At 41.9% G+C, this 20,048-nt stretch carries 16 protein-coding genes; 11 read left to right on the forward strand and 5 right to left on the reverse strand.

Going from position 1 to position 20,048, the window contains the following annotated elements; genetic code table 11:
• Positions 1-213 precede the first annotated feature (213 nt).
• Together pulA and ACFQV5_RS20910 are read left to right on the forward strand one after the other, a co-directional pair.
• Positions 214-2,610, forward strand: a complete 2,397-nt coding sequence (pulA, locus tag ACFQV5_RS20905; protein ID WP_379249620.1) for a type I pullulanase — start codon at positions 214-216, stop codon at positions 2,608-2,610.
• Positions 2,611-2,794: 184 nt separating this feature from the next.
• Complete coding sequence (locus tag ACFQV5_RS20910; RefSeq protein ID WP_379249622.1) at positions 2,795-3,427, forward strand: 50S ribosomal protein L25; 633 nt, start codon at positions 2,795-2,797, stop codon at positions 3,425-3,427.
• Between the two features lie 69 nt (positions 3,428-3,496).
• Here the strand turns inward: ACFQV5_RS20910 and kduD are convergent, their stop codons facing one another.
• The 3 genes from kduD to kduI are packed head-to-tail and all read right to left on the reverse strand — an operon-like array spanning position 3,497 to position 5,920.
• Complete coding sequence (gene kduD / locus ACFQV5_RS20915; RefSeq protein WP_379249623.1) at positions 3,497-4,249, reverse strand: 2-dehydro-3-deoxy-D-gluconate 5-dehydrogenase KduD; 753 nt, start codon at positions 4,247-4,249, stop codon at positions 3,497-3,499.
• Between the two features lie 46 nt (positions 4,250-4,295).
• Positions 4,296-5,054, reverse strand: coding sequence for a DeoR/GlpR family DNA-binding transcription regulator (locus tag ACFQV5_RS20920; protein WP_379249625.1), 759 nt, complete (start codon positions 5,052-5,054; stop codon positions 4,296-4,298).
• 32 nt (positions 5,055-5,086) lie between these two features.
• The gene (gene kduI / locus ACFQV5_RS20925) at positions 5,087-5,920 is read right to left on the reverse strand and encodes a 5-dehydro-4-deoxy-D-glucuronate isomerase (RefSeq protein ID WP_379249627.1); all 834 of its coding nucleotides are present in this window, start codon (positions 5,918-5,920) and stop codon (positions 5,087-5,089) included.
• A 271-nt stretch (positions 5,921-6,191) separates the two neighbouring features.
• Between kduI and ACFQV5_RS20930 the strand changes: the two genes are divergently transcribed.
• Positions 6,192-7,031, forward strand: coding sequence for a glycerophosphodiester phosphodiesterase (locus tag ACFQV5_RS20930; RefSeq protein WP_379249629.1), 840 nt, complete (start codon positions 6,192-6,194; stop codon positions 7,029-7,031).
• A gap of 109 nt (positions 7,032-7,140) precedes the next feature.
• Here the strand turns inward: ACFQV5_RS20930 and ACFQV5_RS20935 are convergent, their stop codons facing one another.
• Both ACFQV5_RS20935 and ACFQV5_RS20940 read right to left on the reverse strand, forming a co-directional pair.
• Positions 7,141-7,983, reverse strand: a complete 843-nt coding sequence (locus tag ACFQV5_RS20935; protein ID WP_379249631.1) for a YitT family protein — start codon at positions 7,981-7,983, stop codon at positions 7,141-7,143.
• A gap of 258 nt (positions 7,984-8,241) precedes the next feature.
• A complete protein-coding gene (locus ACFQV5_RS20940) occupies positions 8,242-8,418 on the reverse strand; it encodes a hypothetical protein (RefSeq protein WP_379249633.1) in 177 nt (58 codons plus the stop codon).
• A 183-nt stretch (positions 8,419-8,601) separates the two neighbouring features.
• Between ACFQV5_RS20940 and ACFQV5_RS20945 the strand changes: the two genes are divergently transcribed.
• The 8 genes from ACFQV5_RS20945 to ACFQV5_RS20980 all read left to right on the forward strand — a co-directional run bounded on the left by ACFQV5_RS20945 (position 8,602) and on the right by ACFQV5_RS20980 (position 19,912).
• Positions 8,602-9,045: a zinc ribbon domain-containing protein gene (locus ACFQV5_RS20945; protein ID WP_379249635.1), complete on the forward strand. Its 444-nt coding sequence runs from the start codon at positions 8,602-8,604 to the stop codon at positions 9,043-9,045.
• A 163-nt stretch (positions 9,046-9,208) separates the two neighbouring features.
• On the forward strand, positions 9,209-10,744 hold the full coding sequence (locus ACFQV5_RS20950) for an extracellular solute-binding protein (protein ID WP_379249637.1): 1,536 nt from the start codon (positions 9,209-9,211) through the stop codon (positions 10,742-10,744).
• Positions 10,741-12,522 carry a cache domain-containing sensor histidine kinase gene (locus ACFQV5_RS20955; protein ID WP_379249638.1) on the forward strand — a complete coding sequence of 594 codons (1,782 nt, stop codon included), beginning with the start codon at positions 10,741-10,743 and terminating at the stop codon, positions 12,520-12,522. The genes ACFQV5_RS20950 and ACFQV5_RS20955 overlap by 4 nt, the downstream gene beginning before the upstream one ends.
• 16 nt (positions 12,523-12,538) lie before the next feature.
• On the forward strand, positions 12,539-14,149 hold the full coding sequence (locus ACFQV5_RS20960) for a response regulator transcription factor (RefSeq protein WP_379249640.1): 1,611 nt from the start codon (positions 12,539-12,541) through the stop codon (positions 14,147-14,149).
• Between the two features lie 208 nt (positions 14,150-14,357).
• A complete protein-coding gene (locus tag ACFQV5_RS20965; RefSeq protein WP_379249642.1) occupies positions 14,358-15,305 on the forward strand; it encodes an ABC transporter permease in 948 nt (315 codons plus the stop codon).
• An 18-nt stretch (positions 15,306-15,323) separates the two neighbouring features.
• A complete protein-coding gene (locus ACFQV5_RS20970) occupies positions 15,324-16,247 on the forward strand; it encodes a carbohydrate ABC transporter permease (RefSeq protein ID WP_379249644.1) in 924 nt (307 codons plus the stop codon).
• Positions 16,248-16,332: 85 nt separating this feature from the next.
• The gene (locus ACFQV5_RS20975; protein ID WP_379249646.1) at positions 16,333-17,841 is read left to right on the forward strand and encodes an extracellular solute-binding protein; all 1,509 of its coding nucleotides are present in this window, start codon (positions 16,333-16,335) and stop codon (positions 17,839-17,841) included.
• Between the two features lie 91 nt (positions 17,842-17,932).
• Positions 17,933-19,912 carry a family 10 glycosylhydrolase gene (locus ACFQV5_RS20980; RefSeq protein ID WP_379249648.1) on the forward strand — a complete coding sequence of 660 codons (1,980 nt, stop codon included), beginning with the start codon at positions 17,933-17,935 and terminating at the stop codon, positions 19,910-19,912.
• The last annotated feature ends 136 nt before the right edge of the window (positions 19,913-20,048 follow it).

Here is a 20,048-nt window from a genome sequence, read left to right on the forward strand (position 1 = left end):
AAGTTATGAAGCGTATTTTTCAGAGCATCCGTCTATTATAGACGGGTGCTCTTTTTATTTTTATATGGGTGTTTATAACCAGATTTATTATGATTAATGATTATGTATCTCCTCTAATATTCCGATATTAGTAGTGTACACACCCATACCGACTGGCGCCAACAAGCATATACTGAAAGTATAGGCGATTTATCAGCCCGAGAGGTCTGTCTTATGAATCAGGCGCCAATACTATTAAATGAATCCATTTTAAAAGTGACGGTGATAATGATGAATATGGACACGATCAACAATATTAAGAATATGAAATTAGGAGTAACCTATAGTAAAGACCGAAGTGTATTCAGCTTATGGGCTCCAACAGCGTCTTCAGTATTCCTTGTACTGTATGAGGATGCAGGAACATATGATGAGCGAGGGTTCGTCACGAATCATGATGGTGGTTATGAGATCCAAATGAATCGTGAAGACGACGGATTATGGAGGATCACGGTCACCGAGAATACAAACAATAAATATTATATGTACAAAATTGAACATGAAGCCGGCGAATATCGTTATGCCATAGATCCTTATGCAACAGCTGTGTCTGTAAATGGTTGTCGTGGAGCTATCGTTGATCCGGAGGCCTGCAATCCACAAGATTGGGATCGGGATGAGCGACCACCATTCATTCAGCCTACAGATGCCGTATTGTATGAGCTTCATGTACGTGATTTCTCTATTTCATCTGATTCTGGAATGAAGTATAAGGGGAAATACAAAGCTTTTACGGAAACTGGGCTTAAAGATGAAAACGGAAACAGTTTAGGCATTGATCATTTGGCTGAATTAGGTGTAACCCATGTGCATTTGTTGCCTATATTTGATTTTAAAACGGTCAATGAGATGGATAACGAACAAGCATACAACTGGGGATATGATCCGCAAAATTACAATGTGCCAGAAGGTTCCTATGCAACCGATCCGACGAAACCGGAGATTCGAATTCTTGAGTGTAAAGAAATGATACATGCGCTTCATAAGAAGGGTATTAGAGTAATTATGGATGTCGTCTATAACCACACTTATACGGTGGATGATGGACCGTTCGAACCGGTTGTTCCAGGCTATTTCTATCGCAGAAACGGAAATGGTGAATTGTCTAATGGTTCCGGTGTTGGAAATGAATTGGCAACGGAAAAGTCAATGGTACGGAAATTTATTAAGGATTCTCTTCGATATTGGGCTGAGGAATATCATATTGATGGTTTCAGATTTGACCTAATGGCATTGATGGATACAACCACGATTTATGAAATTGTAGACGAGCTGCGGAGTGAAGTAGATCCGAAGATATTAATATACGGTGAGCCTTGGACAGGTGGAGATAGTCCGTTGCACAACAAGACCGTGAAAGGAACACAGCGGGGAAAAGGATTTGCTGTATTTAACGATCATTTCCGTCATGCGATAAAAGGGGATAACGATGGAGGCGGTAAGGGGTTTGCTACGGGAGAAATATGGTGTGAAGGCGCTATAGCAGAGGGGATGATGGGCTCGATTCACGATTTTGCAGAACATGCCTCTGAGACCGTCAACTATGTAACAGTACACGATAATTTGAACCTGTGGGATAAAGTGCTTACTTCGTTAGGAATGGGTCAACAAGCAGGATTGATGCATCTGAATAATGGATCCCCTGTCAGTGGAGGAGATCTTTTAGAAGAATTGTCTAATTGCCAGCCATACTTTGCGGTTTCTGAAGATGAAGTGATGGAATCCGAACCTGTGAGAAGATCGCTTCTTGCGAATGGTATCGTGTTATTATCGCAAGGTATTCCTCTAATTCATGCGGGTGATGAGCTGCTTAGAAGTAAGTATGGTGATCATAACAGTTACCGGAGCGGCGATGCTATTAACGGGATTCGTTGGGAGAATAAAGGAAGATTTCTACCAGTCTTTCAGTATTATAAAGGATTGCTCCAATTGAGACGCTTGCATCCGGCGTTTAGAATGAATAATCGTGCTCAAATAGAAGAGCATATGGAAATTATTCGCTGCGGAGATCAGTTAATAGCTTATCGTTTGAATAACCACGCTAATGAAGATGTTTGGAGTGATATTGTTGTTATTGTTAACGGTAGCTACCATGAATCGATCATGGATCTACCTGCATCACCCTATGGTTGGAATGTCGTAGTGAATGATAGAATGGCTGGAATAGAAACACTTATGATTGTAGATACTTCGGAGATCAACGTTCCGGGTTTATCCATAATGGTGCTGCGGGCTGATAAGCAGCGTCCGAAGAGAAATGTAGTGAAGATCGAATTGGAATATGAACGCGAAGATCAAAATTATGATGGCTGGAACTTATGGGTATGGGGAACTGGTATTAAGGATGGGCAGATTGATTTTACGCAAAAAGAGGATGGTAGAGTTACAGCAGTTATTTACACTGAAGCTGACATGAAACGGATTGGTTGTATTGTTCGATTAAACGAATGGGAGGCTAGAGAGTGGGAGCAAGATCGTTTCATTATATTGCCGCCCGGCGAGAAACAGCTCAAGATCAAAGTGATCAGTGGAAGTGGTGAGTGGCGCTCACATTCTGATATGGCTAGTTAATACAAAATAGAGCCTGCCGATAAAATCGGCAGGCTCTATTTATATATTTATTAGAGAGGGGGGTAATTATAATTACCCTACTTAGTAGAGATTAAACAGATTGCGAAAATATTAAATTGATTAGCAACCAATGAATTAGGGTAAAAGTAGATAGACTTTGTTTCGTAGAAGGAGGATGTTAATTATGACGTCAAAAGGAAACAACGTTCAACTAAATGCAGATATTCGCAACGAATTCACACGAGCTTCCCGCCGAAGAATACGACAAAACGGTGGGATTCCCGCAGTTGTATACGGCTCGGACACTGAAAGTATTCCGGTATCCGTTAATTTAAAGGAAACAACTAAGCTGCTTCACACGGGACGCTCCGAGGTTTTTGATTTGCAAATTCAGGGTTCGGACTCCGTTCCTGTACTGATTAAAGATATTCAGAAACGGGATGGAAATGTAGTGCATGTCGATTTCCTGCATATATCTATGAATAAATCTGTACGTGTTAAGATTGCACTAGATTATCAAGGAACGGCAAAAGGCACGAAAACAGGCGGGATTTTGCAAATTCAAGAAACAGAACTTGAAGTTGAAGGGTTGCCTGGTGATCTTCCTACAACGATTGAAATAGATGTTTCTGAGCTGGAGGTTGGTGACAAGCTTACGGTCGCAGATATCAAGCTTCCAACGGAGATTACATTACATGCTACAGGTGAAGAAGTTTTGGCATCTGTTATCATACCACGTGCAGTAGAAGCTGCTGAAACAGATACTGTGGATGAAGAGACCGATAAAGAAGCTAATGAAACAGAAGATCAAGAATAATATGAATAAAAAGCCTTCCGTACAAACGGAGGGCTTTTTTATATTGGCTAGAAATTTCGTTTTATAATACTATCTTCCCATCCAGCCTCCATCAACACAAAGAACATGACCGTTTATGTAGTCTGCAGCGGAAGAAGCTAGAAATACAGCAGGACCTCCAATATCCTCAGGTGTACCCCAGCGTCCAGCGGGAATTCGTTCTGTTATAGACTGCTTTCGAGCAGGATCTTGGCGTATTTGTTCTGTGTTATCTGTCTCGATGTAACCAGGAGCAATACCGTTTACTTGAACACCGCTGTCAGCCCATTCATTGGCGAATGCCTTCGTTAATCCAGCAACACCATGCTTACTAGCGGTATATCCAGGGACGTTGATGCCACCTTGATAAGAGAGCATAGAGCAAATATTGATTATTTTTCCGCTACGTCTTTCAAGCATATGACGTCCGGCAATCTGAGACAGAAGGTATACACTATTCAGATTGAGATCAATTACATCAAACCAATCCTGAGCACTATGATCTTTTGCTGGTGTTCTCCGAATGATCCCAGCATTATTGACGAGAATATCAATATGACCAGTTAATGCTAAGGCTTGATCGAAGGTTTCTTGAAGCTTGGAATGATCGCTTAAATCAACAATAATTTCAGATGCTTGTCTGCCAAGATCTCGGACGCTCTGTGCGGTGTCTTTACTTGTGCTGAAGGAGACGGAGACGATATCCGCACCTGCTGCTGCCAAAGCTTTAGCAATACCTTGACCAAGTCCGCGGGCTGCCCCGGTAACCAATGCCGTTTTCCCTGTTAGATCAAAGCTGTTCATCGTAGACAACACCTCTCATATTTATATGATTATGATCAATTATAAATTAGCGGGGCATTTCAATAGTTATATCTGCATTATGGAAGAGCTCCGCTGTCTCTTTAGATAGTCCCCGATCCGTAATGATTGCAGTCAGCTCATCGAGTGCGGCAAATGTCCGCAGTGCAGTTTGACCGAATTTATGATGATGAGCTACTGCAAACACTTCACGTGAAGTACTGACAAGTGCTTTTTTGAAATCGATTAGATCTCCGGTATAGATAGACAGACCATGTTCTAAATGAACCCCGGTTGCTGAAACGAAAGCTTTCTGGATATTTAATTGTCTCACATACTCCACTGCTTCAGGCCCTGCAAGCATATTCCGGACTCGATACCCTCCAGGAACAACAAGGCGGATATGATTTTTAGCAGCCAGCTCACTGATGATATACACATCGTTTGTTATGACTGTTAACGGCTCATTTGGAAGCAAACGTGCAATTTCAAGAGTAGTGCTGCCTCCGTCCAGCGCGATTATATCATCGGGATGAATGTGAAGTAGTGCCAGTTTGGCAATCTCGTTCTTTTCTCCGGCGTGTTTCGTTAGCGGTTCTTTCGAAGGAAGAATGCCGAATTGATCTTTTTGGGCAAGCATAGCCCCTCCATGAATTCGGACAATCAGTCCTTGTTCCTCCAGTTTCGTCAGATCCTCGCGGATTGTCTTTCCAGTAACCTGAAGCTTGTCGCTGAGTTCCGCTACCGTAACTTCCTTATGTGTAAGCAACAGCTCCATGATGTTTTCGTATCGTCTTATAGGGTTCATTTATTTCATCTCTTCCGTTTGTTGGATTGCTTTTATTTTAAGTCATGCATGGATACTGGGTCCATATCGTCGTATCTTTTATTATCGCCTGCCATGCCCCAGATAAAGGTATAGTTGCTCGTTCCTACACCGCTGTGGATGGACCAACTTGGAGAAATAACCGCCTGCTCGTTTCTCATCACAATGTGGCGTGTTTCTGAAGGCTGTCCCATTAAATGGAACACAACAGCATCCTCTGGCAGATCGAAATACATATAAGCTTCCATTCGACGCGGATGTGTGTGTGCAGGCATAGTATTCCACATGTTCCCGGTTTTCAGCAACGTCATTCCCATGACAAGCTGTGCGCTTTGGATACCATTCTGGTGGATAAATCGATAAATGACACGATCATTTGAATTTTTAATATCGCCAAGTGCACTGGAATCTACTTCTTCCAAGGTTGCCTTTGATGTCGGAAACTCTTTGTGAGCCGGTGCTGAATTCAAATAAAATTTTGCAGGTTGCTGTGCATCGGTACTTTTGAAAATAACTTCTCGTGTACCCATACTCACGTACAGGCATTCTTTATGGCCGAGTAAGTATTCCACTCCGTCCGCAATAACTGATCCTTGTCCTCCAACGTTGATGATTCCAAGCTCTCTACGCTCTAGAAAGTAGGTAACGCCGATTTCTTTCAAATCTATCTCCAGTTTAACTTCCTCGTTAACAGGAGCAGCGCCTCCAACGATGAATCGATCTTCGTGGGTGAGTACCAGTTCCAGCTTATCTGGAGTAAACAGAGTAGGGATATGAAATTCCTTACGTAGCCGCTCTGTGTCGAATTGTTTGACCTCATTGGGATGCGAAGCATAACGTCGTTCCATATTATTTTAATCTCCTTCACCATGTAGTCATGAACAAATGACGTTCATATATGTTCAAGTTACTCCATTTTGGTTCAAACTACAAGCATTTGGGAGAAAATAAACCTATATTTCTTTTTTTCTAAACAAATGACTAATATCATTTTGATTTTTACGTTTTATGAAATGACAAGTTTCGGGGGAAACTTATTAGAGACAAACATCAGTTGGATGGGGAGGATCCCGCTCACGGAAGGGATGAGTATTATTGAGATTAGGGTGGCGCTTTGTTATGGCTGTCGTTGTAACTTTGGGTCTAATTATAGGCGGCACATACAGTTCTTTGGAACAATGGGTTATAAATGACTGGATATCAGCAGCAAATGTTGACGTTCTTCGAATCGCCCATCGTGGTGCATCTGGATACGCACCGGAAAATACGATGGCTGCATTCGAACAAGCTTATCATATGGGGGCAGATATGATTGAACTAGATGTTCAACTTAGTAGCGATGGACAAGTTGTCGTTATTCATGATACTAAAGTGAATCGAACAAGCAGCGGTAAGGGGCATGTTCAGAATATGACATTGAATCAGCTTAAACAGTTGGATGCAGGTTCATGGTACAGTTCCAAATTTCGTACACAACAAATCCCGACACTGGATGATGTACTTCAGAGATTTGGTGGGAAAATCCCTTTGTTAATTGAGCTGAAAACATCAGCAGTTAATCCTGGAATTGAACAAAAAACGGCTGAACTTATACATAAATATGTACGAGATCAATCCTGGGCTATAAATGGGATTATTATTCAGTCTTTTGATGTCCAATCACTTCGGAAATTTCATGAGATTTTACCGGAAATACCGCTATCTGTCCTGATATCCAGATCATCCGAGCTGAAGAATGGACGATTAAGTGAGTTCGCCGAGTTTGTACAATATTTAAGTATCTCTCGTCATGTGGTAACCGAAGCGCATGTTCGAATGATTCAGGATGCAGGTATGAAGGTGTTTGTGTGGGATGTAAGACATCTACTTGATATTCCACCATTACTGAATGCTAAAGTGAATGGAATCATTACGGATTACCCAGATATAGTCCCGACACATATGTATGAGCAGTTTTGAGATGTGATAGCCTATTGCAGCGGCGAGTAGGCATTATTAAAAGCATTGTAATCTCAAAAAAGGACTGCACCCTTTTCATTACGATGAAATAAGGGACAGTCCTTTCTATTTATTTGCGTGAAATTGGAGAGATGACGATAGAGGCATCTGGATCTATGATCTTCACGATTGTTTTCAATCGGATCAATTCCAACAGATGAATGTGATACAGCAGGTGCTCAGATTGTTGGACCTTCGTTCTTGCAAGCTGTTTGAATATTTGATTCTCTATGTCTTGCGAATGAAAGCTACGAATGATGACTTCTCGCTTTAAAGAAAAACCTGTGGTAGCTAAGTGAGCCGCTTCTAGAGCAAGCAAACAGGCAACTGCAGAATACATTGCTTGTTCCAAACCTAGGAGCAAGCCTGCTATGGATAGGATGACAACATTGATAACAATACGGGAATGAGATAGGTTAAATTTATTAATGATTACCATAACTGAAGGTGGTAGTTTAGTGAAGTGGACTAGCATATCAAGGACAGCACCGTGTTGAATACAGATACCGATGCCAAGCCCAAGAAAGATTCCGCCAAGTGCGGCTGCTGCGGCTCCTCCTTCAATCAGTGGAGGAAGAGGGTGTAGAAGTAGGGAGCAGAATGAGAATACAGTAAGTGCAGCTGCGGCTCTCATAGCTGGATGGCGGTTCGGTTGTCGGAACATAAAAATAACCAAGGGCATATTAAGCATAAAGAGAAACATGCCAGTGTGTAGACCAGTTATCTGTGAGGCTAATGCAGAAATGCCAGTAACTCCTCCAGCAATAAAGCCGTTGGGTACCAAAAACATATCTAGACCAAAAGATGCGATTAAGCTCCCGAGAATCACCATTAACAAGGGTCTCCGTTGAGGATTTGTAGAAGGCTTATGTGTTTCGTCCAGATGGGGTAACGATTGATTAGGATTAGGCACTAGTACCCACTCCTCCTTTCTGAATGTCAGAAATGGAGACGATGACATAAGGGGATCACCCTACTGTAAAACTGATTAACTTCATCATATCATATAATGGAATTGATCTCTAAATAAGATCAATAACTTTGTGGCAAACGAGCGAATTAATTCAAATATAAAACAGCGATTCCCAAATAATCTGAGAATCGCTGTCTAAATGTTATTTTCGTTTTCGTACCTATGAAGGGTTAGGACATTCATTAATGGCCGTGGAGATTATTGCCCTTCGGATGACTTGTCTGAGTTCTTCAATTCTTCTTCGTCCTTGTTTTCCAAAATGCCTGTGACCACATCGTCCAGCATATCTGTGGCTGCTTGATCCGGATGGTCTGGTTCTGGAATCGGGTCAACTCCTGGAAATCGGCCGTCAAATTTAGGTTTGTTTTCACTCATGATATGCTCAGTCCTTTCCGGCTATATTTTGGCACAAAGCTGGTCGTTATATGTAACGAATAAACCAGTTGGAGATGTATGAATCATGAATTTAGCGGTTTAAAGGTGAAACGGATACCCTGTTTTGACGTAATAGAACTGAAGTAGATGCTTACGGGGGAAAGGAGTGATTCCATGAGTTTTATGGATAAATTTAAGGCTGGGGTTGCCGAGGCAGGAAGCAAAGCCAAAACGCTGGTGGAGATCAATCGAATAAAATTGCAAAATACCAGCAAGAAGAATGAGATAGAACAGCAGTATCAAGAAATCGGCAAGCTTGTTTTCGATTCAGCTGAAAAAGGAGACTGGCCGCTTACGAAGGAGCAGCTGGAACCTCAGATCAACCATATTGTTCAGCTAAAATGGGAGATCGAACAAAACCTACAGTTAATTAAAAATCTCACAGATGTAAAAACCTGCAAATCGTGCGGGAATCAAGTGTCTATCAATGATAGGTTTTGCTCGAAGTGCGGATATACTTTTGAAATAGAACACGAATCAATCCAAGTTATTGAAGAGAGTAGTAATTCCGATCCTAATAGGACGATTGACCATGTTTCAGATGGGCAGAGCAAGAAGGACGAGTAGATAATGAAAGTAAATAGGGGCCGCATATTATGTATAACTAATATGCGGCTTTTTTTTCGTGCTTTGATCCACAATATTTTGAACAAATAAGATTTTGTACTCTATGTTATTAAAAAATAAAAGATTATAATGGTGTTTAACAATGGAGGGAGTGATTGTGCCTATGAAGGGAAAGAGAAAAACACGTGTGTTTTTTGTTATTTTTGTAATCGCTTTCTTGATTTCTTCAGGGTGCGGCTATATTAAAAATCAAGTTAGTAGTAAGAAGACTAGTACCAAGCTGTATGCCGATAACATAAGTATTGTCATATCGAATCTAGGTATGACGTTTCCTTCAGGAATGGACGAGAACGACAATCGTTACCTAAATTATATTGAGGAGAGTATCGGGATTGATATACAGGTCTCAACACCGCCGCCTGAAGTGTATGATGAAAAGCTTGATGTGATTATGTCTTCGGGGAACTTACCGGATATGCTGCATGCTTATGAGCCTGTCTGGTTCAGTAATTATACGAAAGAAGGAGCGTTTATGCCGCTCGATGATTTGATAGAGAAGTATGGTCCTAATCTGAAGGAGAAAATTCCAGCAGAGGCATGGGACAGAGTGCGGTACGGCGGGAAAATATATGCGATCCCAAGCCTCAATGAGGTTAGTGGTGTAGAGCTTATGTATGCGAGAAAAGATTGGCTTGACCGACTCGGCCTCAAGAATCCTGTTACGCTGGATGAGTACTACGAGGTGATCCGGGCGTTCACCGAGGATGATCCAGATGGCAATGGTCTAGATGATACTGTTGGTTTAACGTTTACATCAAATCTAGGGAGGTCGGCGCCGTTCTTCGGGGCTTTCGGTATACAACTGGATGCTTGGTTTGAGCGTGACGGGAAGCTTGTGAATGGAAGGATTCTACCTGAGACGAAAGAAGCACTTGCTTATCTTGCCCGTTTGTATAAGGAAGGCTTATTAGATCGGGAATTCCCCTTAAATTTGCAAAATAACTTATATGAGAAAATTGAAAATGGAAGGGTGGGGCTATTCTCTGCGACCTGGTATGACACCCGCGGGCCTATAGCCGACAATATGAAGAAGGATCCGAATGCACGCTGGGTCGCCTTGGAGTATCCGACAGGACCGGCTGGACTAAAGGGGGTCTATGATAAAGACATTATTCGCGGCTACAACGTAATTCCAGCAGGCTCTGAACATGCTAAATCTGTGATCCAATTGCTTGATTTCATTGCGAGTGACTATAGAAATTTGAAATTGGGCTTCGAAAATGAAATCTGGAAATGGGAGAACGGTAAGATGATTACAGACTTTGAAATGCATGACACACATTTATACCGAGGTATCTATCAATCTCTGGTGGATGTGCCGGATCCTCTTGTGTCCAAGGAAAGACTCGATTCACTCGGAGATTTTCATTTGTATGACAATTTAGAGATGATTAAGAAAAATGTAATTAAAAATCAATTCTACGGAGTACCTACCCCAGCGATGAATAAGTACAACAAGAAGCTGGACAGCCTAAATGACATTTTTACCAAAATTATTATGGGTATTGAGCCTGTTGATGCCTTTGATCGTTATGTAGAGCGCTGGAAACAAGAGGGTGGGGACGAGATCACGAAGGAAGTGAATGAATGGTACGTCTCTAAAAATGACACCGGCCTTCTTGGGGGAGAGATGAAATGAATAATCTGGTGCGCAGGGTTACGGAACGATTCTCACAAAATATTCAAACCAGATTAACGGGGTACTTCCTGCTTATTCTTCTCCCTCTTGTGATCGTCAGCTTGTTTGCCGTTGAAAGATCACGTGATATTTTGTATGAACAAGCGGTGGAGAGGACGGAATTAGCACTTGCATCCGCACTGAACCACTTTGATCTGGCACTACAAAATGTAGAGGAGATTTCAACGTTGATCGCTGCAGATCCCGGGATGAATGAGCTGCTTAACAAAAACAGTTCAGGTTTCTCAACGGACTCGATCATGGATTTCTCGAACATTTTGGAGCAGCTAACGAACTCAGTTTCCGTTAATCGATTTGTATCTCAAATCTCGATATATCATCAAGCTTCTAATATGTTCGTCTCAACTAATTTTGGCGGACGAAAACTAACTTCCGAACCGCAGCAGGCATGGCTGGTTGAATCAGCTAGAAGTAATGGTACGGGCATTTCCTATATTATGTCTGATTATCCTGTAGCTGATGGGTTATCTTTCGGGAAAATGACGAGAACCGACACCATTTCTTTAATTCGTGCGATGGATTTATATAATCCGGAACGACAGTCCAATTTATTGATCGTAAGTTTCAATAAGAGTAAACTGCTGAATATTCTCAAAACTCTCCTTCCTTCTGATAACAGTAGAGTATCGCTGATGAATGAGAAGGGAGAGGTCATCATTGAAACAGGGAAAGACGATGTAGGAGATGGATTATCTGATTATGAAATGGAAGTAACGAAAGATTCGGATTACTCTTCGTGGAAGCTTGCCTTGGTTCAACCGAAAAATGAGTTGTACGAAAAAAATGATCAGCTTCGGTTATATACTTTTACGATTATCGGGATCAGTATTGTACTTGCCATGATTATTTCATGGGTTGTATACAGTGGGATTGCTTCTCCCGTCCTCAAATTATCCAAAGGAATGAAGAGGCTGAGTCATGGCGAAATGAACGTACATATCGAAAATAAAAGAAAGGATGAATTCGGCTTTCTTATTCAGTCTTTTAACAGAATGGTCTCTGTTCAGAAGCATTTAATTGAAGACCATTATGAGCAGCAGCTTCGTTTGACAACAACAGAGCTGAAATTTTTGCAATCTCAGATTAATCCGCACTTTCTTTATAATACGCTTGATTCGATATATTGGACGGCGAAGAACTATGAGGCGGAAGAGATCAGCGAGATGGTCATGAATCTGTCGAAGTTCTTTCGCCTAAGTCTGAATAAAGGTAGAGAAGTGTTTTCCATTGAGGAAAGTGTGATGCACCTTCATTATTACATTCGGATTCAGCAGCTACGCTTTCTGGATAGCTTTACGGTGGAGTATCAAATTGAAGAGGAAAGTAAAGGGGTTCCCATTCTAAAATTACTGCTTCAACCTTTAGTGGAAAATGCAATCATACACGGTATGGAGGGGAAATCCTCAGACGGTAAACTTATCATATCCAGCAGGATTGTTCAGCAGAAATATGTGGTTATCAGTGTCCAAGATAACGGTCAGGGAATGGAAGAAGATCGATTAAGATATATTCAGGATGAGCTTAATCGGATGGGATTACGAAGCTTTCCATCTCTTTCACAAGATGAAGAAAATGTTAGGGATCTCTTTGGACTGCGCAATGTATTTACAAGAATGAGACTATATTATGGGGACGAATCTGATATCACGATCGACAGTACGCCGGGAACGGGAACCATAGTTACGATTACAATTCCGCTTGATTGCTGCATGAAATGATGGAAGGAGAATCTCTATGAATTTGATGATTGTAGAAGATGAGCCTCGCCTGCGTAATTCGCTAGCTTACAATATCCCCTGGGATGATCATGGGATCGAAATTGTAGGACTGGCATCCAATGGGGTGGAGGCACTGCAACTTGCGGAACGTAAAATGCCCGACATGATGCTGGTCGATGTACAAATGCCGGAGATGGATGGATTGACACTCATTAGGAAGCTTAATGAGCTTCAGTCTGGGAGATCCTTAATAAAGACGATCATTTTGAGCGGGCATGATAATTTTGAGTTTGCTCAGGACGCCATGGAGTACGGAGTGTCGAAATATTTGCTTAAACCAGCGGGAGAGATGGACATATTGAACGCGGTTTTGGAAGCGAGAGATCAGCTTCGTCGTGATCTTGAGCAGTGGAGAATGACGTCTGAACTGGAACGTAAATGGAAGGATAACCTTCCGAATTTGCAGAACAATTTTATGATGAATTGGGTGCGCGGAAGGTATACGAACCATGAAGTGTTGGCCAAGTGCAGAGAACTATACATCGACATTGAAGAAGATGCGCAGCTCGCGGTCGTAGTTGTAAGCCTAGATCCGATATCTGATGAAGATACAAGATTCGGAGCTGCGGATTCAGAGTTGCTCCAATTTACAATTCAATGCTTGGCTAACGAATTTATGTCTCCATCTTTTTGCAAAGTATGTGCGGATCCGGAGCATGATTTGTTACTTGTTTTTATGGCGGAACCTCTTCGAGACTCTAAGGAATTTATGATACATATTAACAGTACCGTCGTAAAGCTGTTGTCTCAGACAAAGGAGATATTGAAGTTGACAGCAAGCGCGGGCATTAGTGCTGGAGCAGGCGGGATTTCTGATATGAGTCACATGTATTCACAAGCCGTTCGAGCATTGCAGGATCGGGTTGTATATGGTCATGATATTGCTATTCCTTACCGGGAAACACCAAGTACCGATGGATTAGATATGTCAGGTTTATCACAGCTGGAGAAGCAGTTTGAGATTGCGCTTGAAACAGCCGATGAGGACCGTGCGATGAGTGTCTTAACCCAATTATGGGAAGAGGGATTTTCGCAGTCTGAATCATCTGAGGATTTCCATGAAAGCGTGTTGTACATGAACAGTTTGTTCACTCGAATTATTTTGAAGCAAGGCTGGAAGATCAGGCATGTTGTGGAGGAGGACTTTATTTATTTTCAAAATATCAAGCTTTTGAATACTAAAATGGTAACCTGGTCATGGCTGATGAGAACGGTTCACAATATTACGACTTATATGAGGAAACAGCGCAAATCAACAAGCCACCAGGTGGTAAAAGAGATTTTGTCCCTTATTGATCAAGAGATTGATCAAGAAATTACACTGCATACGGTAGCGGATCGCCTATATGTGAATTCCTCTTACCTCAGCAGGTTGTTTAAGCAAGAGATGGGGATAGCTTTTTCTACTTACGTATTGGAGCAGAAGATGGAAAGAGCTAAGCAGGTTTTACAGGAAGGCAATAAGGTGTATGATGCGGCCCGTTTGGTCGGGTATCGTGATGTCAGTTATTTTACAAAGGTGTTTCGTAAATATTGGGGCGTGAATCCCGGAGAATTTAAATCGTAATGATGATTTGAGTTGTAAAAATGAGAAGAAGGACATCCAAGCTGGTCTGTTAGCAGATCATATGGGTGTCTTTTTTTTATAGTTTGGATTGGAAAGTGCACAAATTACCAAAAAAAGTAATGGTTGTCGCCTGTTATGAAATCGTTTTCAAAATTAAAATCTTAAGTATCAAACAAACTCATTCCAAGTGAAAAGAGGGTGGAAGTATATGAAGTCTAGAACAAATAAGCTGCCTTCTAGAGGTGGATATTGGCCGCGCTTATGGTCAGATATATGGAAGGAATGGGACTTATATTTGTTGCTTGTACCAGGGATTCTGTTCATTTTGTTGTTTAAGTATACACCGATGTACGGGATCGTTATTGCTTTTAAAGACTTCAATATATTTACAGGATTTGCGGATAGTCCCTGGGTGGGGTGGAAGCATTTCGAAAAGTTATTTACCTCACCGGATTTTGCATTAGTCTTCAAAAATACGGTTATTATCAGTCTGCTCAAAATATTGATTCTATTTCCTCTACCAATCGTTATCGCTCTAATGCTCAATGAGATGAAGAAAATGATCTTTAAACGAACGATTCAGACGGTAATCTATCTTCCACACTTCTTGTCATGGGTTATCGTAAGCGGGTTGTTTATTGATTTGTTATCGACGAATGGCGGGCTTGTCAATAAATTGCTTGTCTCCCTTAATCTCGAGCCCATAGCATTCTTTCTGGACAACAGCGTGTTCCGCAGTGTTCTAGTTACTTCCGCGGGATGGAAAGAAACAGGCTGGAGCACCATCGTATATCTTGCTGCGTTTAGTACGATCGATCCGGTACTTTATGAGGCTGCCAAGATTGACGGAGCCGGTAAATGGAAGCAACTCTGGCATATTACGCTCCCGGGCATTGCGCCGATTATCATTTTGATGTTCATCCTGCGCCTTGGAAACATACTCGAAGCTGGTACCGAACAGATTCTTGTCATGTACAATCCGGTTGTTTATAAAGTTTCGGATGTTATAGGCACTTACGTATACAGACAGGGGCTAGGTAATCAGGATTATAGCTTTACAACGGCAGTTGGGCTGTTCGAAGCGATCATATCTTTTACATTAGTCATTGTTGGCAACTCTTTAAGCAAAAAGTATCTGCAGCGCGGAATCTGGTAAGGAAGGAGGGACCAAGTTATGAATCACAATCATGTCTTGCAGAAAAGAGGCAGACCAGAGACACAAGGGGGGATCAAATCCTCTATCGGTGAAAAGTGCTTTGCCATCTTTAATTACTGCTTTTTTATCATTATGGGATGCACAACACTTATTCCTTTTGTTAATTTGATTGCGAAATCAATGAGCAGTGAGGAAGCGGTCATCTCAGGCCGAGTAGGGCTTCTACCTGTTGGGGTCCAATTTGAAACTTATAAATATGTACTGCAGGACTCGATGTTTCTATCGTCGCTCAGAACGTCAGTGCTCCTCACGATCGTTGGTACCCTTCTTAGTCTTTCGTTGACAACACTAACGGCTTATCCGTTATCCAAAATTAGACTTAGAGGGAGAAAGTGGTTCCTCCTAATGTTCATATTTACCATGCTATTCAGCGGCGGATTGATTCCTACCTATTTGCTAATGCAAAACTTGAACCTGGTCAATACGTTCGGGGTACTGTTTTTACCGGCGATGGTTAATGTGTTTAACATGCTTATTATCAAAAATCACTTTGAAGGTTTGCCTGATTCACTTGAAGAATCCGCGAAGCTGGACGGAGCAGGCAATATTCGAATCTTGATTCATATCATGCTGCCGCTATCTCTTCCGGTGATGGCCACCATTGGACTTTTCTTTGCTGTTGCGTTCTGGAATGATTTCTTTGCCGCCATGATCTATATTACGAATCCAGAGTTGAAGCCATTGCAGCTCTACTTGAAGGAGTTAATCGTATCTTCCAGCGGTGATTTTCTGAAAAATAACGTGGATGCGGCGATTAACACAACCCCACAATCCATCCAGGCATCATCGATTCTTCTCGCCACCTTGCCGATCCTGCTCGTGTATCCTTTCTTGCAGAAATATTTCGTTAAGGGTGTACTCGTAGGTTCTGTTAAAGGCTAAGACGTAACACTTTTTAAAGGCGGTGATGCTCCGGCTATGTAGTGGTTTATTCGCGAACTTATTCATTTATCGAGGAGGGTATAAGATGAGAAAAAAATCAGCGATGCTTGCCGTTCTATTAGGATTAAGTTTAGCCATTTCGGGTTGTGGAGGTGGCACCACACCAAAGGCAGATCCAGCACCGGAAAACGCGACAAAAGAGCCTGCGGGTGAAGTGAAAAAAGATGATGTTAAGCCGCAAATACGAATGATCATGCAATACGGAGTATTTGATCCGAGTAAAGAATTCACAAGTCAATTAATTACGGAGAAGACAGGTTATGATGTCAAATACGAAATGCTCCCCGCAGAGAACGCTGATGAAAAATTGAATTTATTAGTAGCGAATAAAGAAGAGTTTGATGTCATGAAACTCAATTCCGCCCAATTTTATAGTCTTGCCACAGCTGGAGCACTGGAGCCTATCGATGAGTTGCTTGAAGCTCATGGGAGTAATATTAATAAGGCGATAAAGCCTGCGTCTTGGGGAAGTGCGACCATTGATGGGAAAAAATATGCACTTCCTGAAGTGGGATCAGGCATAGCTGTAGGTGAAGAGCTCGTTGTGCGTCAAGATTGGTTGGATGAGCTGGGACTTGCGGCTCCAACGAACGCGGATGAACTGTATACCGTTCTTAAGACAATTAAAGAGAAGAAAAATATTATCCCGCTCACTGGAAGTAAGGATTCAATCTATGGAGATATTGCCACCACCTTTGGTATATTGACGGATTGGAAGGACGTTGATGGCCAGCTCGTTCATAAAGCTGAACTTCCTGAAATGAAAGAATTTATAGCTTATATGAATAAGCTTTATACTGAAGGTTTGCTTGATACTGAGATGCCTATTAATACCGCGGCGAAAGCGATTGAGAAATTCGCAAGTGGAAAAGCGGCTATTTACAAGCTGGCTTGGTGGAATGCTGGAAGTACGATCTCAGCACTCGAGAAGAATTTCCCTGATGCTAAGGTGTCTATTATTCCTTATCTGAAAGGGAAGGACGGTAAAGCAGTGGTTGGTGCTAACGCCAATACGAGCTGGTTTATCGCCATTCCGAAAGCGTCGAAGAATAAGGAAGAAGCAATGAAGTTCTTGAATGCGAAGCTTGAGCCAGAAACGTTTAAAGAACTCGCGATTGGAAAAGAAGGTGTCCATCATGAAGTGAAAGATGGCAAGTACTATCCAATCTTGCCTAAATTCAATGATGACCTGGGCAACGGTAGCAGTTTCTTGACCGGGGTTGACGAAGAGATGTATCCGACTTATTGGCAAGCTCGTGTTCGTAAAGATCCAGTGCTGCAAATGTATTTCGAAACATTCCAGAAAAATGCAGAAGGTATTATTGTAGTCGACCCAATGTCACCTGCACCACCGATTGAAGCAGTTTCTAAAAACACATTGAAGCTCAGAACTCTCCTAGATGACAATGTGCTTAAGTTTATTACAGGTTCAGAACCACTTGAGAATTATGATAAATTCCTTGAGCAGTGGAGAGCTGAGGGAGGAGCAGATATGGTTAAGGCAGCGAATGAATGGTATCAAACCGTTAAATAACAATGAAGCTTCTTGGAAAAAGCAGTTGCATGTGCAGCTGCTTTTTTTTTCAAAATGAATCAACTAACTGAAAGAGGGGAGTGTACTGAGAATGGATCTCCGGAGCACAGACCGCCTATTGGTAGGACAGACTGAACTATCTGCAGTCCCACTAAATGCGGTGCACGACAATTCAGAACGAAATGAAGATTACATCGAAGTTGAGGCTGCTCCAGTCGACATCACGATCGGTGTTCAGGGATTACGAAAGAGATTAAGTTACGTGGATCAAGATATAACTGGAATTTCAGATGTCCTTGCTTTGTTTACAAGGGATTACGCCGCATCTATGACCATTCCTAAGAATAATGTAGCCGTTCAAGTCGATGAGAATAACCGTATCTTATTGGTGGTAAATCCTTCTATCGATGGCAAGCCTCCAGTCTGGAAGGGGCCTATAGTCCTAGATATTCCAGAAGGCGGTTATGTACTGATGGCGCAAGATAACAGTTATGCGGAGAATGATATTAAGCGGTTTTTGGCTGAACAATTCAGAACAGGTGATATTATTAAACTCCGTAGAAATGGAGAAGTGGTATCTGTCAAAGATTTAATGAGTGGCAGTGACCTTATAACGAAGTTAGTAGTGGATAATGCACCGATGTATACTGTCTCCGAAAGTGAAACGTCCGTAACCGGGAGAATTGTTAATATAGAGGATCCGGCGGCGATCAAACTTATGGTCAATGATATAGAAATTCCGTTTGGTGACGATGGATCCTTTACGTATTCTTATTCACTTCGAGCAGGGACGAATTATATTGATGTAACTGTACTTAAATATGGTATCGAGCAGGATAATCGCAGCATCGTGGTTTTTAATAGACCCGAATTCAACCCGCACGAAGGTGTGATTTTATGGGTTGATCAAGCAGCCAATGCGAAAAATTTCAAAAGCAGCAATCATGTACGAGAGCTTCTAGAACAAGCAAAAAAGCGCGGTATTACATCCGTTGTGTTCGTTGTGAAGGGTGTAGAAGGATACGTTTCGTATAAAAAGAATGATCTAACAGGTCGTCCTTATGTTAGCGAGATTAAAGCGCCGCAAAAAGCCGGAGCGAGTCCCAACTTGGATCTGCTTCAAGAGTTTATCACACACGGACATGCGCTCGGATTAAAAGTTCACGCAGCGATCAATGATTTTGCTGAAGGGTCTATTGTTCATCAGGAATTTGCTGTGCTTAATGATCATCTGGACTGGGAAGAGCGTGTTCATATTGCAGAAGACAAGGGGGAAATCAAACGACTCCGCGAAAGTGCTAAGCAGGGAGCGGTCGCGTTTGTTAATCCTGCGAATGATGAGGTCAGACGGTACGAGCTGAAAATGTTTGAAGAAGTTATTAAGAATTATGAAGTGGATGGAGTCGTCCATGACCGTGGTCGTTATGATAACGAAGGGGCGGATTTCAGCGATGAAACACGTATTAAGTTTGAACAGTTCTTATTGAAGAGAAATAAGCAGTTAGTTCAATGGCCTAATGATATTTTCTACTATGATGATAATGTACGTATTAAAGGGCCTTTAATTCAAGATTGGTGGGAATTCAGAGCAGGAACGATCAAGAGCTTTTTCAGTGAGGTAAAAGAGCTCGTCGATTCCTATGAAGCTGAAAGTGGTAGAAAAATTGAAGTTTCCTCCTATGTGGGGTCCTGGTATGAAACATACTATTTAAATGGTGTGAACTGGGGCAGTACAAACTTCCGTTTTGATCCCCGGCTTGGTCTGTTAGATGAGTCAGTGTACACACCTGAGTATTATGACACTGGTTATATTGAGTATTTAGATTTTCTGATGATTGGTGCTTATCAGACGACCAGTCAAGAGGTCAAGAAGTACATTACACTCGGTAATATCGTAACGAACGGGGAAATACCTCTGTATACGGGCATTGCCTTAACGAATGTACAGACACCTGTCATGCAGCGCGAAGTATTTCAAGCTGGACTTCATACGACTAATGGGTTAATGCTGTTTGATGCTTCTCAGATCAACTGGCCTAGTGTTACAGCGGCACTTCAGGACCGTGAATGAATCAATCTGCGATGCTACAAGCGAACGGGAATTTGGCGGCGTCTATTGTACTATCTCCTGGTTTGAACAGAGGAAAGGGGTGTCCTGGGTCAGCAGACCTTATAGGACACCCCTCTATTGTTTTGTCTTGCTTGAT

It is taken from the genome of Paenibacillus sp. GCM10028914 (assembly GCF_042666275.1).
Lineage (GTDB): Bacteria > Bacillota > Bacilli > Paenibacillales > Paenibacillaceae > Paenibacillus_AQ.